Raw genomic sequence first — 20962 nt, forward strand, 5'->3', positions numbered from 1 at the left:
ACACTAATTCACATTTCTTCCACATTTTCTGGGACAGGTGAGCAAGATGAAAACACAAATAGTAAAAGAAGCCGAGTCAGCCCCAAGCAACGTTGTTACTGAAAAATCAAAGCGCATTATTTATAAATCGAGTTTAAACGCCTTGATGATTGTCGCTATAAGTATTCTCGTTAACCTTAGTCTTCGTCTTGATTATGTCGTGTTGGGATCAAGCCTTGGCGAGCTTTCCGTTACAGAAACGCTCCAGCTTGTGATGCTTGCTATTGCATCATGGTCGTTTTTCAGCTTATCGAAACAACAGCCTCAGCTAAAGCATGCGGCTATTTTGATTGCAGGATTTTTTGCAGTACTGATTATTCGCGAAACGGACTATTGGACAGACATGATTCATCATGGCTCTTGGGTTTTCCCAGCACTTGCTGTCACCGCACTGGCTTGCGCCAAAGCTTACCAAGGTGGTAAAGGTACCATGAACGAAATGGCGACCATTTTAACGGTGCCACATATGAAGCTATTAGTTGGTGCTGTAATGCTATTATTAGTCTTCTCTCGTTTGTATGGTATGGGTAGTTTTTGGCAACAAGTGATGGACGAAAATTACATCCGTGATGTTAAAAATATCTCAGAAGAAGGTATAGAACTGCTTTGCTACTGTTTGATAGCATTAAGCGCCGTCCGCACAAAACGCGAGCTTAATGAATAGACTCTGGGTCAAAGCGACGGTTCAATGCAGTCAGTATCGGATGGAAGATACTTAATGCCTTTTCCGCAGCACCTACAGATTCATCCAAGGCCGTCATTTCGACGGCCTTTTTCATTTCTTCAATATGTTGCAAAGCCTCTTTATCGAGCGGTAAAGAGAGCAATTTGTGAATAGCATCTCTTGCGATCAAAAGTGGCTTTTTTCGGACAATTGATAAATCTCGGAAAAATGCGCCATGCTTGACCCCTTCTAAATAAACTCGGTAGGTTGTGAGTTCATCGAGTAGCAAGAATGTCTCCGCCATAAGCCCTTTATGTGGGTATGGCACGCTAATATGTTTGCTGATATCCAGTGGAATATTGAGAGTCACCCCCATGGATTCGCAATCGGATTTAAGTACTCGTAATAAGCCTTGCTCATCCATCAAATTCTGGATATCAATGATTCGTTCGAGGTGGTAGTCATTAGATAGCAAGATAACCTCAACCAGATGCCCCGACCATAACTCGAACAACCCACTTTTGCACAAAACTTGGGAAACATAACGCATGTTTTGAAACGTGTTCAACGACTCCGTTTCTAAGAGTATATGACGTTCAGGGAACGGATTCACAGAGTCTGCGTTTAGGGTTCTAAAATACGCGTACATCGCCTCTGCTTCAGAAACACTTTGTCCTTGCGTTACTCCGCCACAAAAAATAATCGCCGTTCGCTCTGTCGGTAGTGATACAGTCCTACAAGACAAAGCTTCGACTCTGGTTATGCCCTCAGAGGTCAACCTGTTATTGACGAGGCGTTTACCTAAAACGATGACGATGTTGTCTAACTTCATTTTAAAATCTCGCGCTTAGTTGGCAGTGTTACAAAAATCTTCTTTCACTCCCGACCCACAAGCTTTAACATCTAGTTAACAACACTGTTCTAGAGACCTTTATAAAGGTTCACTGCTAAAGGAAGTCAATTATGCTGTCGATTTTCGATATATTTAAAATTGGTGTCGGGCCATCCAGCTCCCACACTAATGGTCCTATGCTTGCCGGATTCCATTTCACTCAGCTAGTTAGCGACTCTATGGCGAAAGTGCATCGGGTGCAAGTGGACCTTTATGGCTCATTGTCACTGACAGGTCGAGGGCACCATACAGACCGAGCCACGGTCCTTGGTTTGATGGGAAATAAACCTGATACCATCAAAATGAGCAGTGCCAAAAGTGCGCTACAAAATACCATAGACAATAATACGCTCATGCTCGCCGGTACACACCAGATTGAGTTTAGCTACGACCATGACATCGTCTTTCATAGCGACAACCTTCCCCTGCATGAAAATGGTATGACGATTACGGCATTAGACGCAGCTGGAGATCAAGTAGCGTTTGAAATTTATTACTCCATTGGGGGCGGATTCATCGCCACCGCCGACGAACTAGAGAACGGCACGCAACAAAATGAGGTCGCAGTACCATTTCCGTTTACATCCGCAGATGAGATGCTGGAAAAAGCCGAGACGAACGGTTTCAGCTTGGGAGGCATGATCCTCCAAAACGAACTCGCATTTCGCTCAGACGAAGAAATTAACCAAAGAGCAGAGCAAATTTGGAAAGTGATGTCGCTCTGCATGCAACGTGGCTTCGATACGGAAGGGATTTTGGAAGGTGGTCTAAATGTCACTCGTCGAGCACCAAACCTTTTGAAAAAGCTCGAAGCCAACGCTGCAGTTGAAAACGATCCGATGGAGATCATGGATTGGATCAATCTCTTCGCCTTTGCGGTTAGTGAAGAAAATGCAGCAGGAGGGCAAGTCGTTACTTCTCCAACGAATGGTGCAGCAGGGGTGATTCCGGCGGTATTGATGTATTACCATCGCTTCATCAAAGAGCTCGATGTTAAACAGCTAAAAGACTTTCTCGCAGTCGCCGGCGCTATCGGCATCTTATATAAAACTAACGCGTCAATTTCTGGTGCAGAAGTGGGGTGTCAGGGAGAAGTTGGGGTTTCTTCATCCATGGCTGCCGCTGGCTTAACAGCGCTAAGAGGGGGCAGTAACGAGCAGATTTGTATTGCTGCGGAAATTGCGATGGAGCATTCATTGGGTATGACTTGTGACCCGATTGGCGGCTTGGTTCAAGTACCTTGTATTGAAAGAAATGCCATGGGAGCAATGAAAGCGATTAATGCATCGCGTATGGCATTAAAGCGCACAAGTAAATGTTTAATTTCGTTAGATAAAGTTATCGAAACCATGTATCAGACTGGTAAAGATATGAATAAAAAATACCGTGAAACCTCTTTGGGGGGCTTAGCTGTCATTCATATGGCACCGCCATGCGAATAATGGCAGGTGGTCATTGCGCTTAGCTTCTCACCATACGCTTATCTGGTAATTATGATCTGATGATATTACATATAGAAATGCCGCGTTCTTCGCGGCATTTTCTTAACAAGAAACTATTCGATTAATCACGTCGACCACGAAGTTCAATTTTTTGAGTTGCAGCATCCGAATGGATTGTTACACCGCCATAGGCCATTTCATTGCGACCCTTCAGCGTCAATTGAGAATCTGCACGCTCTACGTCAACCTGATTTTTCGTTGCCATCGTCATATCAATCGTGCCCGTGTATGACCCATCGCCAGCAAATGCTACGTTTGTTGAGCAAACCATCAAAACAAGTGCGATTAGTTTTTTCATACATCACCTCTATTATCGTTCTTACTTTCTGTCGGTGGAAAAACTGTAACAACAGAAACGCGCTCATACGAGGAAAGCCATTATTTACCAAATGGAAATCCATGCTAATAAACTGATGTAACCAAGAATAACTTATCGTTACCTTCAATAAATCAGGGATAAGGCAGCAACGTAAATTGACCGAGCGTTGTCTTTTCTTAAGAAATTCAGCGATATGATTTGTCGACAAAAGCCAAGCGAGACAATGTATGAGCGTTAATCTGGATATTCAAAATATTTTGGTATTAAAACGGATGTATGAGTTACGTAACGTCCGGTTAGTCGCAGAATCACTCGGTAAAACGTCAGGAGCAATCAGCAAAAATCTGACAAAGATGAAAACTCAGCTCAATGATCCGCTATTCGTTCAGACCAAAAATGGCTTTGAACCAACAGCTTTTGTGGAAGCGAACATTGCGCATTTTGAGCAAATAATCAACAGTATTGATTCCATCAAACCACAGCATTTTTCACCAGCTCATTTTGACGGTTCAATCACTATTTATGCCAACACATTGTTTTGGGAGTACTTTGGTGACAAGTTTTACTTGGAGTTACTAAAGCACGCCCCAAACGCAAAATTCTCATGTTTGCGCTGGGGTAGCGAAGCAAAAAAACGATTAATTGACGGTGAAAACGCCATTGCGATTCATTACTTTGATGAAGATCTGCCACAGTCAATTGTTCAGACCGAACTAGGGCGAGGAAAAGCGGTATTTTTTGTTCGACAAGATCATCCCGCTCAAAACTCCCAAGAACTAGAAGAATACCCTTTTATACTTTTTAAAACGCCGGGATGGAACGACTACCGATACCCAGTGTTGGAAAGGCTCAAACATATGGGTTTTAGAACCACACCTAAAGTGGAAATTGAGCATCCAGCGATGATTCAAAAAGTGCTTCTGCAAACGAATCATTTTGGCATAACGATGAGTGGACATGTTCCTAAGGGTTGCCGGAGTATCGCGCTTCCTGCTGGGCTAGAGCTTGATGTTCGCTACGTGATGAGCTGTCGTCGCTCTCAACAGCAAGCTCCGGTAAATCAGTGGTTATTAGATGTCATTAAGCATGTCGCTCAGTCCTAGACTGATGACTTGCTACTGCTAATAATAGCTAAACCACACATGCGCTCTACTCACTCGCTGAACGAACATTAAAGACTCTGTATTAACCATTGAGCAAAGGTGTTTACGTGTGATTTTTCGGATGCTCGAACCATCATATAATGTGCACCAGAACTTGGCATATGCCAATTTCCAGCCTGGACTAATACGCCCTGTTGCAGCTCATCCTCAACAAGAAAGTCTCTTACCAGCAACACGCCAAGTTGATTAATCGCAGCATGAATAGCAAGCAATGAGTGTTCAAACTCGGCGACGACTTTGCTCAACTTCCCTTGGTAACCTTGGTGTGAAAACCACTCTTGCCAAGATTCATGATAACCGCTAGTACAAATTTTAGGCGCTTTAGCTAACTGCGAGAGGTCATTTATCGGGTTTAAATGCATAAAGCCGGGGCTTGCGACAACAATCCAGTTTTCTTGGGTTAATCGTATGGCTTCTTGCTCTTGCCAATCTCCATCTCCGTTAATAATTTCGATATCCGCAATCGCACTGGCGTTTGGAACCGTATTAGCAGTTGTCGAGACTTTAAAGGAAATGTCTGGGAATTGTCGCTGAAAATCAGCCAATCTTGGCATTAACCACTGAGAGCAAAAGCTGTGAGCGACATGTAAGTTAACTTGCGTATTCTTGGGACGAGCAAATAAATGCTGCGTCGTGGTCGATAATGTTTGAAGCACATGATTAACCACAGGCCAGTATTCTTGTGCGGAGCAGGTCAGCGTAAGGTGAGTGCCCTTGCGCTCGAATAACGTCGCATTGAGCTGTGACTCTAGCGATTTCACCTGTTGGCTTACGGCCGCACGAGTCACATTTAGCTCCTCTGCAGCTTTTGTAAAACTCTGTAGTCGAGCCGTGGCTTCAAAAGCTCGGAGCAAATTGAGCGGCGGTAAACTTTGCATATCATTCTCCCAAACACTTGGCTGTCATGCTATGAACTGGTGATGACAAATTGATGAAGGTGCTGAGTTTACGTATGTTGAGCACATGTCAAAGCGTCCCGATATAACTATGTTTCTACACAACTACTTAGTTAGTTAAGCGGGATCAAAAAAGCCAGCGTGATACACGCTGGCTTTTGGAACTTTATCTTAAGCAGGAATTATTCTGCTTTTTCAGTTGTTTGGTATTCAAACGCAGGAACAACCACTTCAACACGACGGTTCATTTGACGACCTTGACGTGTCTCGTTGCTTGCTACTGGGTTAGCTTCACCCATGCCTTTCACTGTCATACGCTCAGCCGCAATACCTTTTGCTTGGAACTCGTCAGCAACGGCTTTCGCACGTTTTTCTGTGAGTTGCTTGTTGTAAGCAGCAGAACCTGTCGTATCGCTGTAACCCGTGATCTCAACTTGAGCTTGTGGGTAAGTATTCATCAAATCAACGGTACCAGAAAGGTTCGACGCGTCTTTCACTTCTGCACTTTCTAAGTCGAATTGTACTGTCGCTGTTGTTTGAGCAGGGTAAACGTGATCTACAATGCGTGTTGCAGGACGTGCTTCTACCACCTCTTCAACGGCTTTTTCTTGAACGACTGGCTCAGAACCAAACTTGTAGTTGAAACCGATACCGAAGAAATCTGAATCCATGTCTTCAATTACATCATCAGACATATCTTGGTAGCGTTGGTATTCAGCACGTAGGCTCCAGTTGTAGTTGATTTGGTATTCAGCACCCAGAGAGCCAGTTGGTACGAAATCTTTCTCGTCACCAGCCATCATGTATGCAGCACCAACTTTCGCGAATAGATTCCAAGAATCCGTTAGCGGTAGGTTAAATTTAGGAGCAAGCGTCAACGCCCAAAGATCACCATCAACGGTGTTTAGGCCAGGCTTTTTGAAGTTTGCAGTGAAGTCACCAAGGTAATCAACACCATACTCTGCTGCAACGTACTTGTTGAAGCTGTAGCCTAAGTGCATAGATGCTGCAAAACTGTCGTCGTCACAAGGTTCGTTTAGGTAACACGCATCGTTTAGAGAGTTGTAACCTACTTTACCGCCCATGTAAGTGTCAGCAAGTGCAACGTTTGAGATCACACCACCAGCAAGTACAGTAGCCACTGCTATAGCGATTTTTTTCATTATTCTTTTCCTTTTTCTTGTACACAAAGCAACACACCGCGGCAGCATACTGCCGTAAAATATGAAGCCGTAACTTTCTCTTTTCTTCGAATAGAAATAGCTAAATAGCGTAGGAAAGAATCAAAAATGATATTCAAACGCCAATGACGTAAAACGGAAAAAGGTAACCTCAAGACCATCTATTCATGAGCTTCATCCGCATACCCAACCGAAAAATAAAGTTCGTTGCGTTGGTTTAGCCATAGTCAATTCGTTGCGGAGAATATCACAAAGAAGCCAACTTTCTGTGACGCAAATCACCATAAAAAGCCACTTTCTCAAATTTAAGAATCATCATTTAAGCTTGTGAATGGCAACAAATTTTTACAGGGGAGCGTGGATATGGAGAGCGCAAAAAAACAGCTCATTTAAAATGAGCTGTTTTCGAAATAATGAAAAAGCGTTAACTCGCCGCGCTAAATTTTATCCGCTACGGTTAACGTTGCAGCTAATACATCTTGTCCAAACAAGACACTACGCTCAGGAGACCAACCGTAAAGTGGATCTGGGTGATTGTTGTTATCTTTAAATGGCATTTCGATTGTGTAAGACAAGCATTTGAACTGCTCTGCAACCCAATTTGAACCGACCGTCAAATTCGCTTTACCAGGCTCATCTTTATCGTAACCAATCTCATCTTGGAACTCTGGCGTAATAGTCAGTAACGCTTGCTTAAATGATGTCTCTAAAGCGGCAAGATTTTCATCGTAAGAAGGAATACCTTCTGAGCCAGCGACGAAGTTATACGGAATCGCTTCATCGCCATGAATATCTAAAAACATGTCAACACCCGTTTCCAGCATGCGCTGACGCACAAGGTAGACTTCTGGGCTCTTTTCCATTGATGGCGTTTGCCATTCACGATTTAGGTTTACGCCTACTGCGTTGGTACGCAAGTGACCGCGAATACCACCGTCTGGGTTCATGTTTGGTACGACGTAAAGCACCGCTTTTTCAAGCAATGCACGCGCAACCGTGTCGTTTTCATCTAACAGACGTTGGATCATACCTTCCATGAACCATTCCGCCATTGTCTCACCTGGGTGCTGACGTGCAATCATCCAGATTTTCTTTTTGCCTTCTTCTGGCTCACCGAAAGTAAGCAAGCTCATGTCGTTGCCGTCTAATGTGTGGCCTAGTGTTTCAAGTTGGCAGTGGTGCGCGCTTTGTGCCATGTGTAACAAGTCTAAATGACGATCGTACGTGTATGGCGCAAAGTACGCGAAGTAAATTGAGCTGCGCTCAGGGATTACAGTGAAAGTCAGCGTGTCGCCATCGAACTCTGCCGGTACTCGGAACCATTCTTCACGATCGTAAGACGCAACCACATCGTAACCTTGCCATCCTTCTGGATAAGCCGATTTAGCCAAATCAAGCAATTTGATGGTGTGCGATTGCTCAGCTTCTGTCTCAAGACGGAAGTGGAACCACTGGTAGAATTCCGACATATTGTCGTTAGGAATTTTGAGTTGGATGTCGTTTTTGTCGTCCGCTTTCACTACGTGAATGCTGCCGCTATCGAAGTTGCTGAATACTTTCATTTTATGACTCACCTTTTAAATCTGAGCTTGAAAGACAGAGGCTAACACAAGGCTTCATCGCGCCCCAATGACTTTCACTGCAAACTGTCTCGTTTGTGGCTAAAGTCTTCAGTTTAGTCAAGCTTATCCGCTTTGCCTGCTGGTCCTGCAAGTTTTGCTAGCCACTTATCCCAGATAAACGGCGTTTTCTCGTTATCTTCTGCTTCCTCTTTTCGACGTACCGCGTTGCGCACTATCATAGCCCCGGTCCAGCGAAGCGGTTCTGGTGGGAAATGCCCCAACGGCCCTTTGGCTAAACCGCTTTTCGTCCATTCATTATCGATTCCCAATGCCAACGAAGATAAGATTTTTCCGCCCATTCGAGTCTGCGCTACACCATTGCCTGAATAACCAAATCCGTAAAAGATATTGCTCTGTTTATCTAGCTCGCCGAAAAAAGGGAAACCAGTAGCAGAACGATCAGAGCCCCCCGTCCATGAATAAGCAAACTCCTCTCCTCTCAAATGAGGAAACAACTTATCGAACGACTTGCGCAGTAGACCTTGGTAGCGTGTTGGCTTGTTAAACATTGCGTCAACTTGGTTATTGAAAGAAAACTGATTGCCGCCTTTCCCCAACATCAAACGGCCATCTGGCGTATCTCGGTAATAGTGGACGAAGATACGTGAATCCAACACGCTAAAACCTGCCTGCCAACCAGATAGAGGTAGTGAATCACCAAGCGGCTTGGTGATCACCATGTCGGAAGAAACCACCACGATACTGTTTTTGAACTGTTTAAACTGCTCCACCATCCATGCATTTAATGCCAATACCACCTGCTGCGCTTGAATGTTTCCTTTAGGTGTACAGACAATGGCAGGTTTTCCATAATCTAGACGCGTCATCGGCGTGTTCTCATAAACTTCTACACCCAGATCAATAGCAACACGGCGTAACCCCCTCACTAATAATGCAGGTTGAACGCTGGCTGCAACTGGAGAGTGAAAGCCTTCTATATGTCGAGGTGAACCCGCATTGGCACGCAGTTCCTCCACCGAGCAACGACGCCAACTGTTCACTTCTAATCGCTTTAACTCGTCCACAACTGGCTGCATTCCCCCAGTTTGAGCCTGATTGGTTGCAGTGTAATAAACCCCTTTTAACGATAATTGCGCATCGATGTTGTGCTGCTGACAAAAGTCGTCAATCTCGAGCACTGCTTGTTCCGACTCTTTTACTAACCAAGCAGCATGTTCTTCACCGAATAACCGTTTCAATGTCGGGAACTTGGTAGACCAAGTCAACATACAACCGCCGTTTGCGCCCGATGCACCACTGCCACAAAGGCCTTTTTCAATCACGACTACCTTTTTTTCCGGAGATTGCTGCTTAATCATAATCGCGGTCCAAAGTCCGGTGTATCCGCCACCAACAATCGCAACGTCACTATTAATGTTCTGCTGTAACGGTTGTGGCGTTTCTGGTTGCTCAGCTTCAATTGCCTGCTTGAACCAATATGAATGATGTGTCATCGGGTATCCTCGTTAGTGCGTTACATCCATTTCCGCAAACACTTTACAAACGATGATGACAATCAACGAGCAAGAAAATCTAACGCTGAGCGATAGAAAATGTTGCACTGAGAGTGTGAAAATTTTCGCTTTCGACAAAAACAAAATGGGGAGCTCGTGGCTCCCCAAAACAAACAGCAAAAAATATTAGTGGTAAACAATTCAAGTCCGTCTTACTGGTTAGTATTTACCGGTATCACGCATGCGGTACTCGTATTGAACATTGAGAATAGGCTGGTAAACAACTTGCCCGTCACTTTGCAAGAACTCATTTACCATGACTTTTGAGTCAGTGATAGAAAACGATTGGCGATCAACATACGTTGTAAGGCTCGTAAACTCATCACGGAGTTGTCCAGATGATTTATTTTGGTAGCTTTGGATCATGTCTCGGCCCATTTCATAAGCCGCTTGTTTGCTATCCATTACGTCGCCATGGATAGTTTCGGTATCGTTTGTCCAATGATAACCACCAGCAAGAGCCATAGAAGGTGCAGCAATCAGAGCAATCGTACTTGCTAAAGTTGTTAAGCGTTTCATAAACCTCTCCTTACTTACCTTTACATCGGGCCAAAATTGGCTCGATACTTATAAGGTACGTATAAAGACCTAAAACACGTCAAAACAATTTCAAATAATGTTCAATTTTCGTTCAACTTATTTCACATTAACTTAGCAACTCAACGTCATATTCAGCCGACATTCGCATTTTCTTCCTTTTGAACAATGGGTTTCAACCTGACATTTCCTTACCAAACCATACAATACCTAAGGTCAATTTTCTCTTAGAATTCCAGCAAAAGAACAGTGTTCAAAACCTTACAAAAACGTCGGACACAGCAAAAACCACCTCTTTTCAGTCGTGCTTTGCATTCCTCCTTTTCGGGTTCTTCGCTGCTCGTCCGTCGGTTCTTAATTGTCGCTATTGAGCACAAGTTAATCTGGAGTGAAAATGACCGCGAACAAATCCATTTTTTACCATAGCAAATCGATTTACTCAGATGATTATGCTGATGTCTACAAGCCAATTTGGACCTACAGAGCTAAGTTCATCTTACGTGCGCTTTATTACAAACGTGCATTTAAGCACCTTTCAGACAATATTGAATCGTCATTGTTAGAGTTGCTTTGTACGCGTACACACCGATTCCTAGAAAAACCGTTTCGCCCGTACATCATCAAGAATAACTCCGCCTTTGATCGCTCCAACTTGGTGGTTGATCACTATAAAACGATTTCAGAACTGTTTTCTAAACAAACAATCGAAGAAATCTACACAGACTCGAAAGGCCTAACATTAGCCTCTTTTGAAATTGACGAAATACTGTACTCGGTGAGATTAGTATACGAAGCACGTTATCAAAAAGAAGGAGACATGAGCCTAGTGCTGCACAGCGCTGAAGATGGCAACTTCTACACGCTCTCTTTTACGCTAGGTCACATCGAATCTGGACGCAGCATTATGATTGGCGGCTTACAAGGACCGCGAAGCAGTGAAGAAAACAACGCGAAAATTAAAAAGCTAACTCGTAAGCTTTACGGGCAGAGACCAAAAAGCTTGATGGTGAGCTTGCTCACTTTGCTCGCACAAATTTGGGAAGTAAATACGATTCTAGCAGTGAAAACGCAGTCCCATACTTACGCAGCTAAGCGCTACAGCAAAGGGCGAATCAAAACGGATTACGATGCACTCTGGCAAGAATTGGGCGGCACCGAATACAATCGTCATTTTTACTCAATTGATGTAAATGCACCCCGTCGAGATATCGAAGGCATGTCGCGCTCTAAGCGTTCGATGTATCGTCGCCGTTATGAATGGCTAGACAACACCAAGATCACTTTCGAACAAATATTAAAAGGCGAGCAAGCTAAAAGCTAAGGAGAAACGTTCATGCGTTATTCATTCATTACTGCTTTAGTGCTGTCGGCTTTTTCTTTGTCAGCCAATGCAGAAACCAGTGAGCACATCATAGGTACAAACATTGGCTATGGCGATGTGAACTACGATGCTCCGACAAGCAAAGAATCAGGCGACATGTTCTTAGGTGAAATATATTACCGCTACATGCCAACACATAACTTTGGTATCGAAGCAGGTTATAAAGGCGCGTTTGACGGCATCGGCTCGATACTCGTGAGTCCGATTTCAGAAGTCACCGATACGAGCTTCTCCGGACCTCGCTTGAGTGGCTATGCTAGCTATCCTCTGGGTTCAGGTTTCGAACTGTACGGCAAGGCAGGTGTCACTCTCTACACTCTCGAATACACTTATAAAGTGAACGGTCAGAGCAAGAACATCGAACACTCAAGTGTCGGAGGTGAAGCGGCTGGCGGTATCGGCTGGAGCTATAAACACTTTGGTTTGAATGCAGAATATGTGTACTCAAAAAACAGCGATTTTGACTCTAGCGGCGTGATGTTTGGTGCGCAACTGCGTTTTTAAACAAGGCTTACAAGTTAATACAAAAGGCAGCGAGAGGCTCATTCGCTGCCTTTTTTCGTGAATATAGGTCAATACGCAAGCGCGAGAATGATCCCCGCCACGATAGAAGTAACGCCAAGCCCTCGGGTGAGATACCATTTCTCAGACAGAAACCAAATCCCCATAAACAATCCAAACACATTGCTGATTTGCCTTAGTGCCACCACCAAACTCACGTTGTCGGTCATGGTCATCGCAAACAGCACCAAGCTGTAGGTGGATGCCATCATTACCCCTGCCATGCTGGCTGTTTTGCGGATCTGCCACGCAGTCTTAATCTCATCTGGTTTGCCTGTAACCAAGCACCACACAAGGGCAGGAATACCAATTGCCCAAAACTGCACGCCCAAATAGAAGATTGCACTGTACTGATCATTCAAGATCTCTGATGCTTGTCCTGTGAGTAAACTCAGCGCTTCTTTATCAACCACGGAGTAACCCGTTGTGCCTATTGCGGCAATTAATGCCCAGAACACACCGACATTCAAATAAGAACTCAACGTCATTTGACGAAAGTTCGTCAGTGGTACCAGCATACAACCAAGAGTAATTAGTAAGAATCCAAGCCACTGCTGACTGGATAATTCATGCCCCAATGCCACACTGATTGCGCCGACCATCATCACAGGCAACGCCCGAGCAATTGGATAAACCACCCCCACGTCTGCGTGCTTATAAGCGACAATCAAACCGACTAGATAGACCATTTGTGAAATGCCGCTAATGAACAGCAATCCCCAAAACTCGCTCGGTAATGATGTCCAGCCAATGGTCGCCACATACCAAATCAAATAAGGGGTAAGAATGGCACAGGCAGAGAAGCTGGCCGCCATAGTAAACGCGAGTCCAGAGCCTGAGTTGCTTTTACCAAGGATATTCCAACCCGCATGGAGAACAGCAGAAAAAACGACGAGACCAATCGCCAACAAATCCATTTCAATGTTCCTGTCTGAATAAAATAAAGGCCCCGAGATGGAGCCTTAGATGATGAGAAAATCCACTTAACGATTGAGTTCCGCCAGAGATTCAATGCTGATGGCATCGTGTCGCCAATACTCGATATCGCAATCAATCAATTCACCGTGCTGATTGTAGTTGATGCGCTCCACTACCATCGCTGGCGTACCGGCTGTCGCGCGCAATGCTTGAGCCATTTCCCCCAACAAAGTGCTGGTTGAAATGCGGTAGCGAATCTTTTGATACGTCACGCCATAATGATCGCGGTAAATGTCCGTCAGTGAGTTTGATAAATCGTAATCCAGCAGGTTCGGAAACAGCTCTGGACGAATGTAGTTTGTTACGAATACCACAGGTCTGTCTTCAAGGTATCGCACACGGTCGACTCGATACACATCCGAGAAAGGTTGCAAGTCCAGCAAGCGCGCGGCTTGTTTGTTCGCCAACGTCCCTTTTGCTGCGACCAACTCCGTTTTTGGCACGCGATTTTGCGCTTTCGCCATGTTCGGGAAGTTCAGCGTTTGGGTTGGATCGTAACGCAATGGCTCAGGTGAGATAAACCAACCTCGGCGATCTTCGCGATAGATTCGACCTTCCGCTTCTAGCAGTGATAAAGCTTCACGCAAAGTAACGCGTGTAGTATCGAACGACTCCGCCAACTTACGCTCTGCTGGCAGTTTTTGACGCGGCGATAGCATGCCCGCTTCAATCTGTTCAACAATCGAATCTTTAATTTTTACGTATTGCACGAAGTGTCCTTATCTTTTGCGCCAAGCTTGTGTGCGATTCTCTAACATTTTACCCAAAGTCATCTGAACAATCTTCGCAATTGCGGCAGCCATCATGATCATCACAGCCATCGCTGCTGCAGCGCCAGTTTGACCTGCATCGTCCATATTCAGAATCGAGACCGAAGCCGGAATCGTATCGGTTGAGTAAAGGAATACTACCGCAGAAGTGGTGGTCAATGCATTAACAAACAAGTAAGTCGCAATGTCCAAAATCGCAGGTAAACACACAGGTAATGTCACTTTAAAGAACAACTTGTATTGAGGAAGCTTCACCGATGCTGCCGTGGCTTCAATCTCCGATGGCAACTGCTTTAGCGCTGTCAGGGCGGTCATGTGACCCACTGTGTAGTAATGCACTACCGTGTTAATCACCAAGAACGCCATGGTGCCATAAAGCACATTCAGAGGATTATTCGCATCATTGAAGTAAAAGATGTAACCCAAGCCAAGCACCATACCCGGAACCGCCATTGGCACCACGCTAAGCATTTGCATCACCTGACGAATTGGACCAAACGCACGCCCTTTCTCAATGCAGTAAGCACCGACAAAGATAATGGCTGTACCAATAACCGCCGTCCAACCTGCAAGTGTTAGCGAGTTGAAGAATGGGCTCCAACCGTAGGTGCTCATTTCAGCAAAATTGTAGTTGTTTAGCGTCAGCGCTTTGTTCCAAGGCCAGAACGTAACTAACGAGCCATACACCGCCATGCCAAGCACAGCCAGCACTGCGATAGAAATGATGCTGCAGTAAACCAAACAGATGCTGTCGCGCGCTTTATTAGGTTCTGGCTGATAAGGCACCGAGCGAGTGTCGAATAAGCTCTTTTGTTTTTTCTGTACCCAGCGGTCTGCGCCAAACGCCATTACCGCAGGGAATAACAACATAATGCTAGTCACCGCACCCATGGCAAAGTTTTGCTGTCCCACGACTTGCTTGAAGATGTCAGTCGCCAGAACGTTGTAGCTACCACCAATCACTTTCGGCACACCAAAGTCCGTGATAACTAGCGTAAAGACGACAATGAGCGTGCTGATCAAACCGTATTTCGCCGCAGGTAACGTCACCATAAAGAAAGTTTTGATGGGAGAGGTTTTAAGTGCACGAGCTGCTTCATACAAACGGGCATCTGAAGTACGCAGCGAAGTGGTCAAAATCATCAATGCATGAGGGAATGTCCAGAAAATCAAACCCATCGAGATACCAATCACGCCATAAATCGAGTTTCCTAACAGCATCTCTTTGGCAATACCTTGATTACCGAAAAGGAAGATCAAACTGATCGCCGGCAACAACGAAGGCGCAAGAATTGGCGCAGTACCTAGGATTTGAAACAAACCTTTAAACGGCATACATGAACGAGTCAGCGCGTAGGCATAACCAAACGCAAGCACACCCACTACCGAGGTCACAATCACGCCCAAAGTGAAGGTGTTTCCCACCGACACCCACAAGCTTGAAGAAGAAAAGTACGTCGCAAAGTTTGCCAATCCGACAAATTCGCCATTGGCATTTTGCACACTCTTGGTCAACATTGCCCAAAGCGGCATTAAGATGAACAGCACCATCATGGTCGACAAGCCTGCGAGCAAACCGAACAACACAAGGTTATCGCGGCTGACACGTCCGAGTAAGGATTTTGCTTTGTCTTGTGTGGTCAGGCTATTCATCGTCATTGTCTTCGCATCCATGTTTACACCTACGCTGCTAGCGCTTTATCAACCGAGGGCACGGCGTAACCATGCAGCCCTTCTTCAGCAAACTGGATGTAACGTACATCGCCCGCCTTGATATTGAGTTTTTGAACCGTTTCCACAGGCACATCCACTACGATGGTTTTCGTTGAGCTGTCGTTTTGCAATACGCAATCAATGCGGAAAAACGCCCCCAGAAACTCGGTTGCCGTAACTCGCACAGGTAAAGAGTTATTGTAGTTTTCAACGAACTTGATGCTTTCAGGACGCACCGCAAGGTCGAAGCGGTCACCACGTTGGATCTTACGATTAGTCAAGCTTGGCGCTGGCATCAAGGTTTCAGCAATGCGCACTTGGGAGTCTGTTGCGGCTGAGGTTTCAATAAAGTTCATGCTGCCGACAAACTCAGCAACAAAGCGCGTTGCTGGTTGTTGGTAGATCTCTTGAGGTGTACCGACTTGCTCAATCACGCCATGGTTCATCACCACAATGCGATCCGCCATCGACAATGCTTCGTCCTGATCGTGCGTAACCATGATGGTGGTGATGCCCAGCTTACGTTGCAGCTTACAAATCTCGTCACGTAAGTGAACACGTACTTTTGCATCTAGCGCTGACAGCGGCTCATCAAGTAACAGTAGACCCGGTGACAACGCCAATGCACGAGCCAAAGCAACACGCTGCTGCTGACCACCAGAAAGTTGGTTAGGGAATTTCTCGCTAGAGGTTGGAAGACCAATGGTTTCTAACCAGTAATCCACCTTCTCTAACGCTTCTTTGGTCGACATACCTTGGTTCTTCAAACCCACCGCAATGTTCTCTTGCACAGTTAGGTTCGGAAACAGCGCGTAAGACTGAAACACAATGCCGAAATCACGCTTTTCTGGTGGTAGAAATGTGGTCTCTTGACCGTTTTGAAAAATCGCACCAGACGTTGGCAAGTCTAAACCTGCAATGGCACGTAGCAGAGTGGTTTTACCGCAGCCAGAAGGACCAAGAAAACAAACGAACTCGCCCTTTTCAATCGCTAGCGAGATTTTCTTTAACGCAGTGAACTGTCCGAATTGCTTCACTACATTTTCGATATTTAGGTAATGTTGGTTAGTTGACATAACACATGCTCCAAATGGTATATACCAATTTTAGTTTTGGAGTGTTACGTTCCAATGACAAATATATAGCCAGAAGATGACAAATAGATGAAGGGCGATGAGGTTTGTTCAAGTGGTAATTCGAGATTCCCGACTCACTCCTTCGTCGCTCTCGAGAATGACGTTGTGAGTGTAGATAGAAGCTCCTACTTTCTTAAGTCCGTCATTCCAGCGAACCTAGGTGAGACTAGGAATCTACTTTCAGCAAACTCTGAAATAACAGAGAAAACAAAAAACCCACCTCAACCGAGGTGGATTTCAACATTCAAATCAAAGCAAATTCAATTAAGACTTTGGCTCTGATTTCGCGTCAAACTTCTCAGACCAAGCCGCTAAGATCTCTGCACGCTTGCTGCCCATTTGCGCGAAGTCCATCTTCGCCATGTTCTCTTGAACGTTAGGGAAGTTAGAAACGGTCGCTTTCACGTCTTTATGTGCAACCACTGGATACATTTCTACGTAAAGCTCGTTTGCTGCTTTAGAGATTGACCAGTCGACAACACGTTTCGCTGCATCAGACTCTTTTACTAGACCAACGGCTTCTGATTCCCAGCCGATGCCTTTTGGTGTGATAACCGCTAGTGGTGCGCCTTGTGTTTTCAGCTTCGCGCCGCGGCTTGCCATCGAAATACCGATAGCCACTTCACCCATACCCGCTTGAACACATGGTTTAGAGCCAGAGTGCGTGTAGTGTGCAATGTTCTTATCTAGGTCACGCATGTAGTTCCATGCCTGATCTTCACCCATGTTTTGTAGCCAAGCAGAAACCTGCATGTAGCCAGTGCCTGAAGACGCTGGGTTCGGCATTGCAATGTGACCTTTGTAAACCGGCTTCGTTAGGTCTTCCCATGACGTTGGTTTCGGTAGGTTAAGTTGTTTCGCTACCGCTTCGTTGAAACAAACTGCGTTAAAGAACGCATCGTTACCAAACCAAGCTTGGTTTGATTGAGGGTCGTTTAGGTTCGCGTGCAGCTCTTCCAAACCTTTTGGTGTGTAAGGCTTAAGAAGACCTTCACCTTTAAGCAATGCCATTGACGAGCCAGCAAGACCCCAAACCACTTCCGCTTGAGGGTTGTTCTTTTCTGCCAGCAATTTCGCCGTCATGATACCGGTGGAATCGCGAACCCACTTAATCTTGATATCTGGGTTATCTTTCTCAAACGCAGACTTGTATTTCGCAAGAATGTCAGTTTCGAAAGCGGTGTAAACCGTGACTTCCTGTGCTGCCATTGCATTCGTAGCTAGCAGAGAGACAAGTGCAGCCAGCGATCCTTTCATCAAACGGTTTTTCATCATTTTCTCCAGTTAATTTGGCTAAGTTTTCATTTGGTCTGTACCAGTTGACGATATACACCCTACTGAGCCTTTGTGACGGATTCATGACCATTAAATGGCAGTTTTACGAAAATTTGCGATGAATAATCGTTCAATCGATCCGCCATTTTCTGGATATTAAAGTTTTATGAAATTGAAGATTCGCCTATTTACTGTCCTTTTCTTCCTAGTTAGAGTGAACTTGAAATTTGGTGTAGACCAATTAGCCTATTCTAATGGAAATCGAGATGAAAAACGAATACCTACTACTGACTCCAGGTCCTCTATCTACTTCTGAAACGGTACGTGAAGCCATGCTTAAAGACTGGTGTACTTGGGATGATGAATACAATAAAGACATTGTAGAAGTGATCCGCACTAAGCTTGTAAAACTGGCGACTCAACAAGACGGCTACACCAGCGTACTAATGCAAGGTAGCGGCACCGCATCAGTAGAAGCAACGATTGGCAGTGCCATTGGCAAAGATGGAAAATTGTTGGTTGTCGACAACGGTGCTTACGGTGCGCGTATCGCTCAGATCGCTGATTACCTGAATATTCCATGCCATGTAGTTTCCCCAGGCGAAACATCACAGCCACACTTGAACGAGGTGGAAACTGCATTGGCATCGGATCCTGCTATCACACACGTGGCAATTGTTCACTGTGAGACAACCACTGGCATGCTTAACCCAATTGAGGCATTTGCTTCTGCAGCGAAAGCACACGGTAAAGTGGTGATTCTCGATGCCATGTCGAGCTTTGGTGGCATTCCTATCGATATCGCTGAGCTAGGCATCGATTTTATGATCAGCTCTGCAAACAAATGTATTCAAGGCGTACCGGGTTTTGGCTTTGTGATTGCAAAACAAACTGAGCTCGAAAAGTGCCAAGGTCAGGCACGTTCTTTAAGCCTTGATCTTTACGATCAGTGGCAGTGCATGGAAGTGAACCACGGCAAATGGCGTTTCACGTCTCCAACGCACACGGTTCGCGCTTTCTACCAAGCATTGTTAGAACTGGAACAAGAAGGCGGCATTGAGGCTCGTCATAACCGTTACCAAACTAACCAGAAAACACTGGTTGCAGGTATGCGCTCTCTGGGTTTTGAGCCACTACTGAGTGATGACCTTCACTCGCCAATCATCACTTCTTTCTACTCTCCGACGCACAGTGATTACCAATTCAAAGCGTTCTACACACGTTTGAAAGAGCAGGGCTTCGTGATTTATCCGGGTAAGGTGTCGAACGCAGATTGCTTCCGTATCGGCAACATTGGCGAAGTTTACCCAGCAGATATCGAGCGCTTAATCGGTGCAATTGAAAAAGCAATGTACTGGCAAGTTGCGTAAAGCGACCTTCTGATTGAGAGAGCGTTATGACTCAGAATATCAAACCGACCCATTTCCGTAGTGAAGGCGATATCAACACGACACCAGCGCGCCAAGCTTGGAATGCATCGATGGATGACGAACGCACGCAAACATTATTGAAGCGTGATTCGGAAGTCTTTCTTCATCAAGCCATGTCGACACCTTGCTTAGATACCTTGGAAGCAGCGGAAGGCATCTATATCCAAGATACTACCGGCAAAAAGTACATGGACTTTCATGGCAATAACGTCCACCAGCTAGGCTATGGTCATCCGCATGTGATTAAACGTGTGCAAGAGCAAATTGCCAAACTGCCGTTTTCACCACGTCGTTTTACCAACGAGACCGCGATTGAATGTGCCGAAAAACTCACCCAAATCTGTGGCGGCGAATTGAACCGCGTGTTGTTTGCTCCGGGTGGCACATCTGCGGTTGGCATGGCACTTAAACTAGCGCGCCACATCACGGGCAACTACAAGGTGGTGTCTCTGTGGGATTCCTTCCACGGCGCATCATTGGATGCCATCTCAGTAGGTGGCGAAGCGTGTTTCCGACAAGGCATGGGGCCATTAATGGCAGGTGTTGAGCGCATCCCACCAGCCGTATCTTACCGTGGTGCTTTCCCAGTCGCGGACGGCAGCGATGTGCATTACGCCGATTACCTCGAATACGTGATTGAGAAAGAAGGCGGCGTGGGCGCGTTTATCGCAGAAGCAGTTCGTAATACCGACGTACAAGTACCGAGCAAAGCCTACTGGAAACGCATTCGCGAAATCTGTGACAAACACAATGTCATGTTGATCATCGACGACATCCCGAATGGCATGGGTCGCAGCGGTGAATGGTTTACCTACCAAGCCTACGACATCGAGCCAGATATGCTCTGCATCGGTAAAGGTTTGGGCGGAGGGTTAGTGCCTATCGCAGCCATGGTAACCAAAGACAAATACAACACCGCCGAGCAAATCTCAATGGGTCATTACACTCATGAGAAAAGCCCTATCGGTTGTGCTGCCGCGCTGGCAACCATGGAAGCCATTGAGCAAGAGGGCTTGCTAGATAAAGCCAAAGCTGACAGCCAGTTCATGCGTGAAAAACTGCTAGAGATGAAAGCCAAGCACCCATTGATTGGTGATGTGCGTGGCATCGGCATGTTGTGGGGCATTGAACTGGTCACTGACCACGAAAGCAAAGCACGCGCGTATGACGAAGCGGAAGCTGTGTTGTACCAATGCCTCAACAACGGAGTGAGTTTCAAGGTATCGCAAGGTAACGTGATTCAACTCAGCCCACCGCTGATCATCACTCGCGAACAACTGACAGAAGCGTTGGCGATCTTCGAAGAAGCGATCGCCAAAGTGTGCAAAGACTTTAACTACTTTTAGGGTCAATAGACCTCAACAAAAACCAATTGATTCAGAGCGCGGT

General features: G+C 45.6%; 19 protein-coding genes. 7 read left to right on the plus strand and 12 right to left on the minus strand.

Going from position 1 to position 20962, the window contains the following annotated elements; all coding sequences use genetic code 11:
- Window positions 1-46 precede the first annotated feature (46 nt).
- On the plus strand, window positions 47-703 hold the full coding sequence (locus tag R7D93_RS10555; protein ID WP_005374025.1) for a hypothetical protein: 657 nt from the start codon (window positions 47-49) through the stop codon (window positions 701-703).
- On the opposite strand, the gene R7D93_RS10560 is transcribed toward R7D93_RS10555, so the two are convergent.
- Window positions 693-1535, minus strand: a complete 843-nt coding sequence (locus tag R7D93_RS10560; protein ID WP_171345919.1) for a YdcF family protein — start codon at window positions 1533-1535, stop codon at window positions 693-695. The two genes, R7D93_RS10555 and R7D93_RS10560, sit on opposite strands and share 11 nt — an antisense overlap.
- Before the next feature lie 131 nt (window positions 1536-1666).
- Between R7D93_RS10560 and R7D93_RS10565 the strand changes: the two genes are divergently transcribed.
- On the plus strand, window positions 1667-3037 hold the full coding sequence (locus R7D93_RS10565) for an L-serine ammonia-lyase (RefSeq protein WP_005374028.1): 1371 nt from the start codon (window positions 1667-1669) through the stop codon (window positions 3035-3037).
- 121 nt (window positions 3038-3158) lie between these two features.
- Here the strand turns inward: R7D93_RS10565 and R7D93_RS10570 are convergent, their stop codons facing one another.
- Window positions 3159-3395, minus strand: a complete 237-nt coding sequence (locus R7D93_RS10570; RefSeq protein WP_005374030.1) for a hypothetical protein — start codon at window positions 3393-3395, stop codon at window positions 3159-3161.
- Window positions 3396-3643: 248 nt separating this feature from the next.
- Between R7D93_RS10570 and R7D93_RS10575 the strand changes: the two genes are divergently transcribed.
- Window positions 3644-4519 (plus strand): LysR family transcriptional regulator, encoded by an 876-nt coding sequence (locus R7D93_RS10575; RefSeq protein WP_005384388.1) that lies wholly within the window; start codon window positions 3644-3646, stop codon window positions 4517-4519.
- Between the two features lie 68 nt (window positions 4520-4587).
- Here R7D93_RS10575 and R7D93_RS10580 read toward each other — a convergent pair whose 3' ends face one another.
- From R7D93_RS10580 to R7D93_RS10600, 5 genes are all read right to left on the minus strand, one after another.
- On the minus strand, window positions 4588-5457 hold the full coding sequence (locus tag R7D93_RS10580) for a LysR substrate-binding domain-containing protein (protein WP_137282837.1): 870 nt from the start codon (window positions 5455-5457) through the stop codon (window positions 4588-4590).
- Window positions 5458-5657: 200 nt separating this feature from the next.
- Entirely contained in the window at window positions 5658-6638 is a 981-nt protein-coding gene (locus R7D93_RS10585; protein ID WP_005374035.1) for an OmpA family protein, read from the minus strand.
- A gap of 455 nt (window positions 6639-7093) precedes the next feature.
- A complete protein-coding gene (locus R7D93_RS10590; RefSeq protein ID WP_017819760.1) occupies window positions 7094-8218 on the minus strand; it encodes a M14-type cytosolic carboxypeptidase in 1125 nt (374 codons plus the stop codon).
- Window positions 8219-8331: 113 nt separating this feature from the next.
- A complete protein-coding gene (locus tag R7D93_RS10595) occupies window positions 8332-9732 on the minus strand; it encodes an FAD-dependent oxidoreductase (protein ID WP_065275124.1) in 1401 nt (466 codons plus the stop codon).
- Between the two features lie 219 nt (window positions 9733-9951).
- Window positions 9952-10311 carry a DUF3316 domain-containing protein gene (locus tag R7D93_RS10600; protein WP_064369428.1) on the minus strand — a complete coding sequence of 120 codons (360 nt, stop codon included), beginning with the start codon at window positions 10309-10311 and terminating at the stop codon, window positions 9952-9954.
- A gap of 412 nt (window positions 10312-10723) precedes the next feature.
- On the opposite strand from R7D93_RS10600, the gene R7D93_RS10605 reads away from it, so the two are divergent.
- Together R7D93_RS10605 and R7D93_RS10610 are read left to right on the plus strand one after the other, a co-directional pair.
- Window positions 10724-11650 (plus strand): VirK/YbjX family protein, encoded by a 927-nt coding sequence (locus R7D93_RS10605; protein WP_005384371.1) that lies wholly within the window; start codon window positions 10724-10726, stop codon window positions 11648-11650.
- Window positions 11651-11662: 12 nt separating this feature from the next.
- On the plus strand, window positions 11663-12214 hold the full coding sequence (locus tag R7D93_RS10610; protein ID WP_005374044.1) for an outer membrane beta-barrel protein: 552 nt from the start codon (window positions 11663-11665) through the stop codon (window positions 12212-12214).
- Between the two features lie 68 nt (window positions 12215-12282).
- On the opposite strand, the gene R7D93_RS10615 is transcribed toward R7D93_RS10610, so the two are convergent.
- The 5 genes from R7D93_RS10615 to R7D93_RS10635 all read right to left on the minus strand — a co-directional run bounded on the left by R7D93_RS10615 (window position 12283) and on the right by R7D93_RS10635 (window position 18143).
- Window positions 12283-13188: an EamA family transporter gene (locus R7D93_RS10615; protein WP_225496515.1), complete on the minus strand. Its 906-nt coding sequence runs from the start codon at window positions 13186-13188 to the stop codon at window positions 12283-12285.
- A 66-nt stretch (window positions 13189-13254) separates the two neighbouring features.
- Window positions 13255-13959, minus strand: a complete 705-nt coding sequence (phnR, locus tag R7D93_RS10620; RefSeq protein WP_005442366.1) for a phosphonate utilization transcriptional regulator PhnR — start codon at window positions 13957-13959, stop codon at window positions 13255-13257.
- Between the two features lie 9 nt (window positions 13960-13968).
- Entirely contained in the window at window positions 13969-15693 is a 1725-nt protein-coding gene (locus R7D93_RS10625; RefSeq protein WP_213867546.1) for a putative 2-aminoethylphosphonate ABC transporter permease subunit, read from the minus strand.
- A gap of 8 nt (window positions 15694-15701) precedes the next feature.
- Window positions 15702-16808 (minus strand): putative 2-aminoethylphosphonate ABC transporter ATP-binding protein, encoded by a 1107-nt coding sequence (locus R7D93_RS10630; protein ID WP_054728638.1) that lies wholly within the window; start codon window positions 16806-16808, stop codon window positions 15702-15704.
- Between the two features lie 324 nt (window positions 16809-17132).
- The gene (locus R7D93_RS10635; protein WP_172560930.1) at window positions 17133-18143 is read right to left on the minus strand and encodes a putative 2-aminoethylphosphonate ABC transporter substrate-binding protein; all 1011 of its coding nucleotides are present in this window, start codon (window positions 18141-18143) and stop codon (window positions 17133-17135) included.
- Between the two features lie 266 nt (window positions 18144-18409).
- Here R7D93_RS10635 and phnW point away from each other — a divergent pair, with 266 nt between their 5' ends.
- Together phnW and R7D93_RS10645 are read left to right on the plus strand one after the other, a co-directional pair.
- Window positions 18410-19513 carry a 2-aminoethylphosphonate--pyruvate transaminase gene (phnW, locus tag R7D93_RS10640; protein WP_213866862.1) on the plus strand — a complete coding sequence of 368 codons (1104 nt, stop codon included), beginning with the start codon at window positions 18410-18412 and terminating at the stop codon, window positions 19511-19513.
- A 26-nt stretch (window positions 19514-19539) separates the two neighbouring features.
- Window positions 19540-20919 (plus strand): aspartate aminotransferase family protein, encoded by a 1380-nt coding sequence (locus R7D93_RS10645; RefSeq protein WP_213867545.1) that lies wholly within the window; start codon window positions 19540-19542, stop codon window positions 20917-20919.
- Window positions 20920-20962 lie beyond the last annotated feature (43 nt).

The organism is Vibrio sp. YT-15, from assembly GCF_033337445.1.
GTDB classification, from domain to species: Bacteria; Pseudomonadota; Gammaproteobacteria; order Enterobacterales; family Vibrionaceae; genus Vibrio; species Vibrio alginolyticus.

Coding starts and splice junctions, on each gene's coding strand:
- R7D93_RS10555 (WP_005374025.1), top strand. CDS start 47: ATGAAAACACAAATAGTAAAAGAAGCCGAGTCAGCCCCAAGCAACGTT.
- R7D93_RS10560 (WP_171345919.1), bottom strand. CDS start 1,535: ATGAAGTTAGACAACATCGTCATCGTTTTAGGTAAACGCCTCGTCAAT.
- R7D93_RS10565 (WP_005374028.1), top strand. CDS start 1,667: ATGCTGTCGATTTTCGATATATTTAAAATTGGTGTCGGGCCATCCAGC.
- R7D93_RS10570 (WP_005374030.1), bottom strand. CDS start 3,395: ATGAAAAAACTAATCGCACTTGTTTTGATGGTTTGCTCAACAAACGTA.
- R7D93_RS10575 (WP_005384388.1), top strand. CDS start 3,644: ATGAGCGTTAATCTGGATATTCAAAATATTTTGGTATTAAAACGGATG.
- R7D93_RS10580 (WP_137282837.1), bottom strand. CDS start 5,457: ATGCAAAGTTTACCGCCGCTCAATTTGCTCCGAGCTTTTGAAGCCACG.
- R7D93_RS10585 (WP_005374035.1), bottom strand. CDS start 6,638: ATGAAAAAAATCGCTATAGCAGTGGCTACTGTACTTGCTGGTGGTGTG.
- R7D93_RS10590 (WP_017819760.1), bottom strand. CDS start 8,218: ATGAAAGTATTCAGCAACTTCGATAGCGGCAGCATTCACGTAGTGAAA.
- R7D93_RS10595 (WP_065275124.1), bottom strand. CDS start 9,732: ATGACACATCATTCATATTGGTTCAAGCAGGCAATTGAAGCTGAGCAA.
- R7D93_RS10600 (WP_064369428.1), bottom strand. CDS start 10,311: ATGAAACGCTTAACAACTTTAGCAAGTACGATTGCTCTGATTGCTGCA.
- R7D93_RS10605 (WP_005384371.1), top strand. CDS start 10,724: ATGACCGCGAACAAATCCATTTTTTACCATAGCAAATCGATTTACTCA.
- R7D93_RS10610 (WP_005374044.1), top strand. CDS start 11,663: ATGCGTTATTCATTCATTACTGCTTTAGTGCTGTCGGCTTTTTCTTTG.
- R7D93_RS10615 (WP_225496515.1), bottom strand. CDS start 13,188: ATGGATTTGTTGGCGATTGGTCTCGTCGTTTTTTCTGCTGTTCTCCAT.
- R7D93_RS10625 (WP_213867546.1), bottom strand. CDS start 15,693: ATGGATGCGAAGACAATGACGATGAATAGCCTGACCACACAAGACAAA.
- R7D93_RS10630 (WP_054728638.1), bottom strand. CDS start 16,808: ATGTCAACTAACCAACATTACCTAAATATCGAAAATGTAGTGAAGCAA.
- R7D93_RS10635 (WP_172560930.1), bottom strand. CDS start 18,143: ATGATGAAAAACCGTTTGATGAAAGGATCGCTGGCTGCACTTGTCTCT.
- phnW (WP_213866862.1), top strand. CDS start 18,410: ATGAAAAACGAATACCTACTACTGACTCCAGGTCCTCTATCTACTTCT.
- R7D93_RS10645 (WP_213867545.1), top strand. CDS start 19,540: ATGACTCAGAATATCAAACCGACCCATTTCCGTAGTGAAGGCGATATC.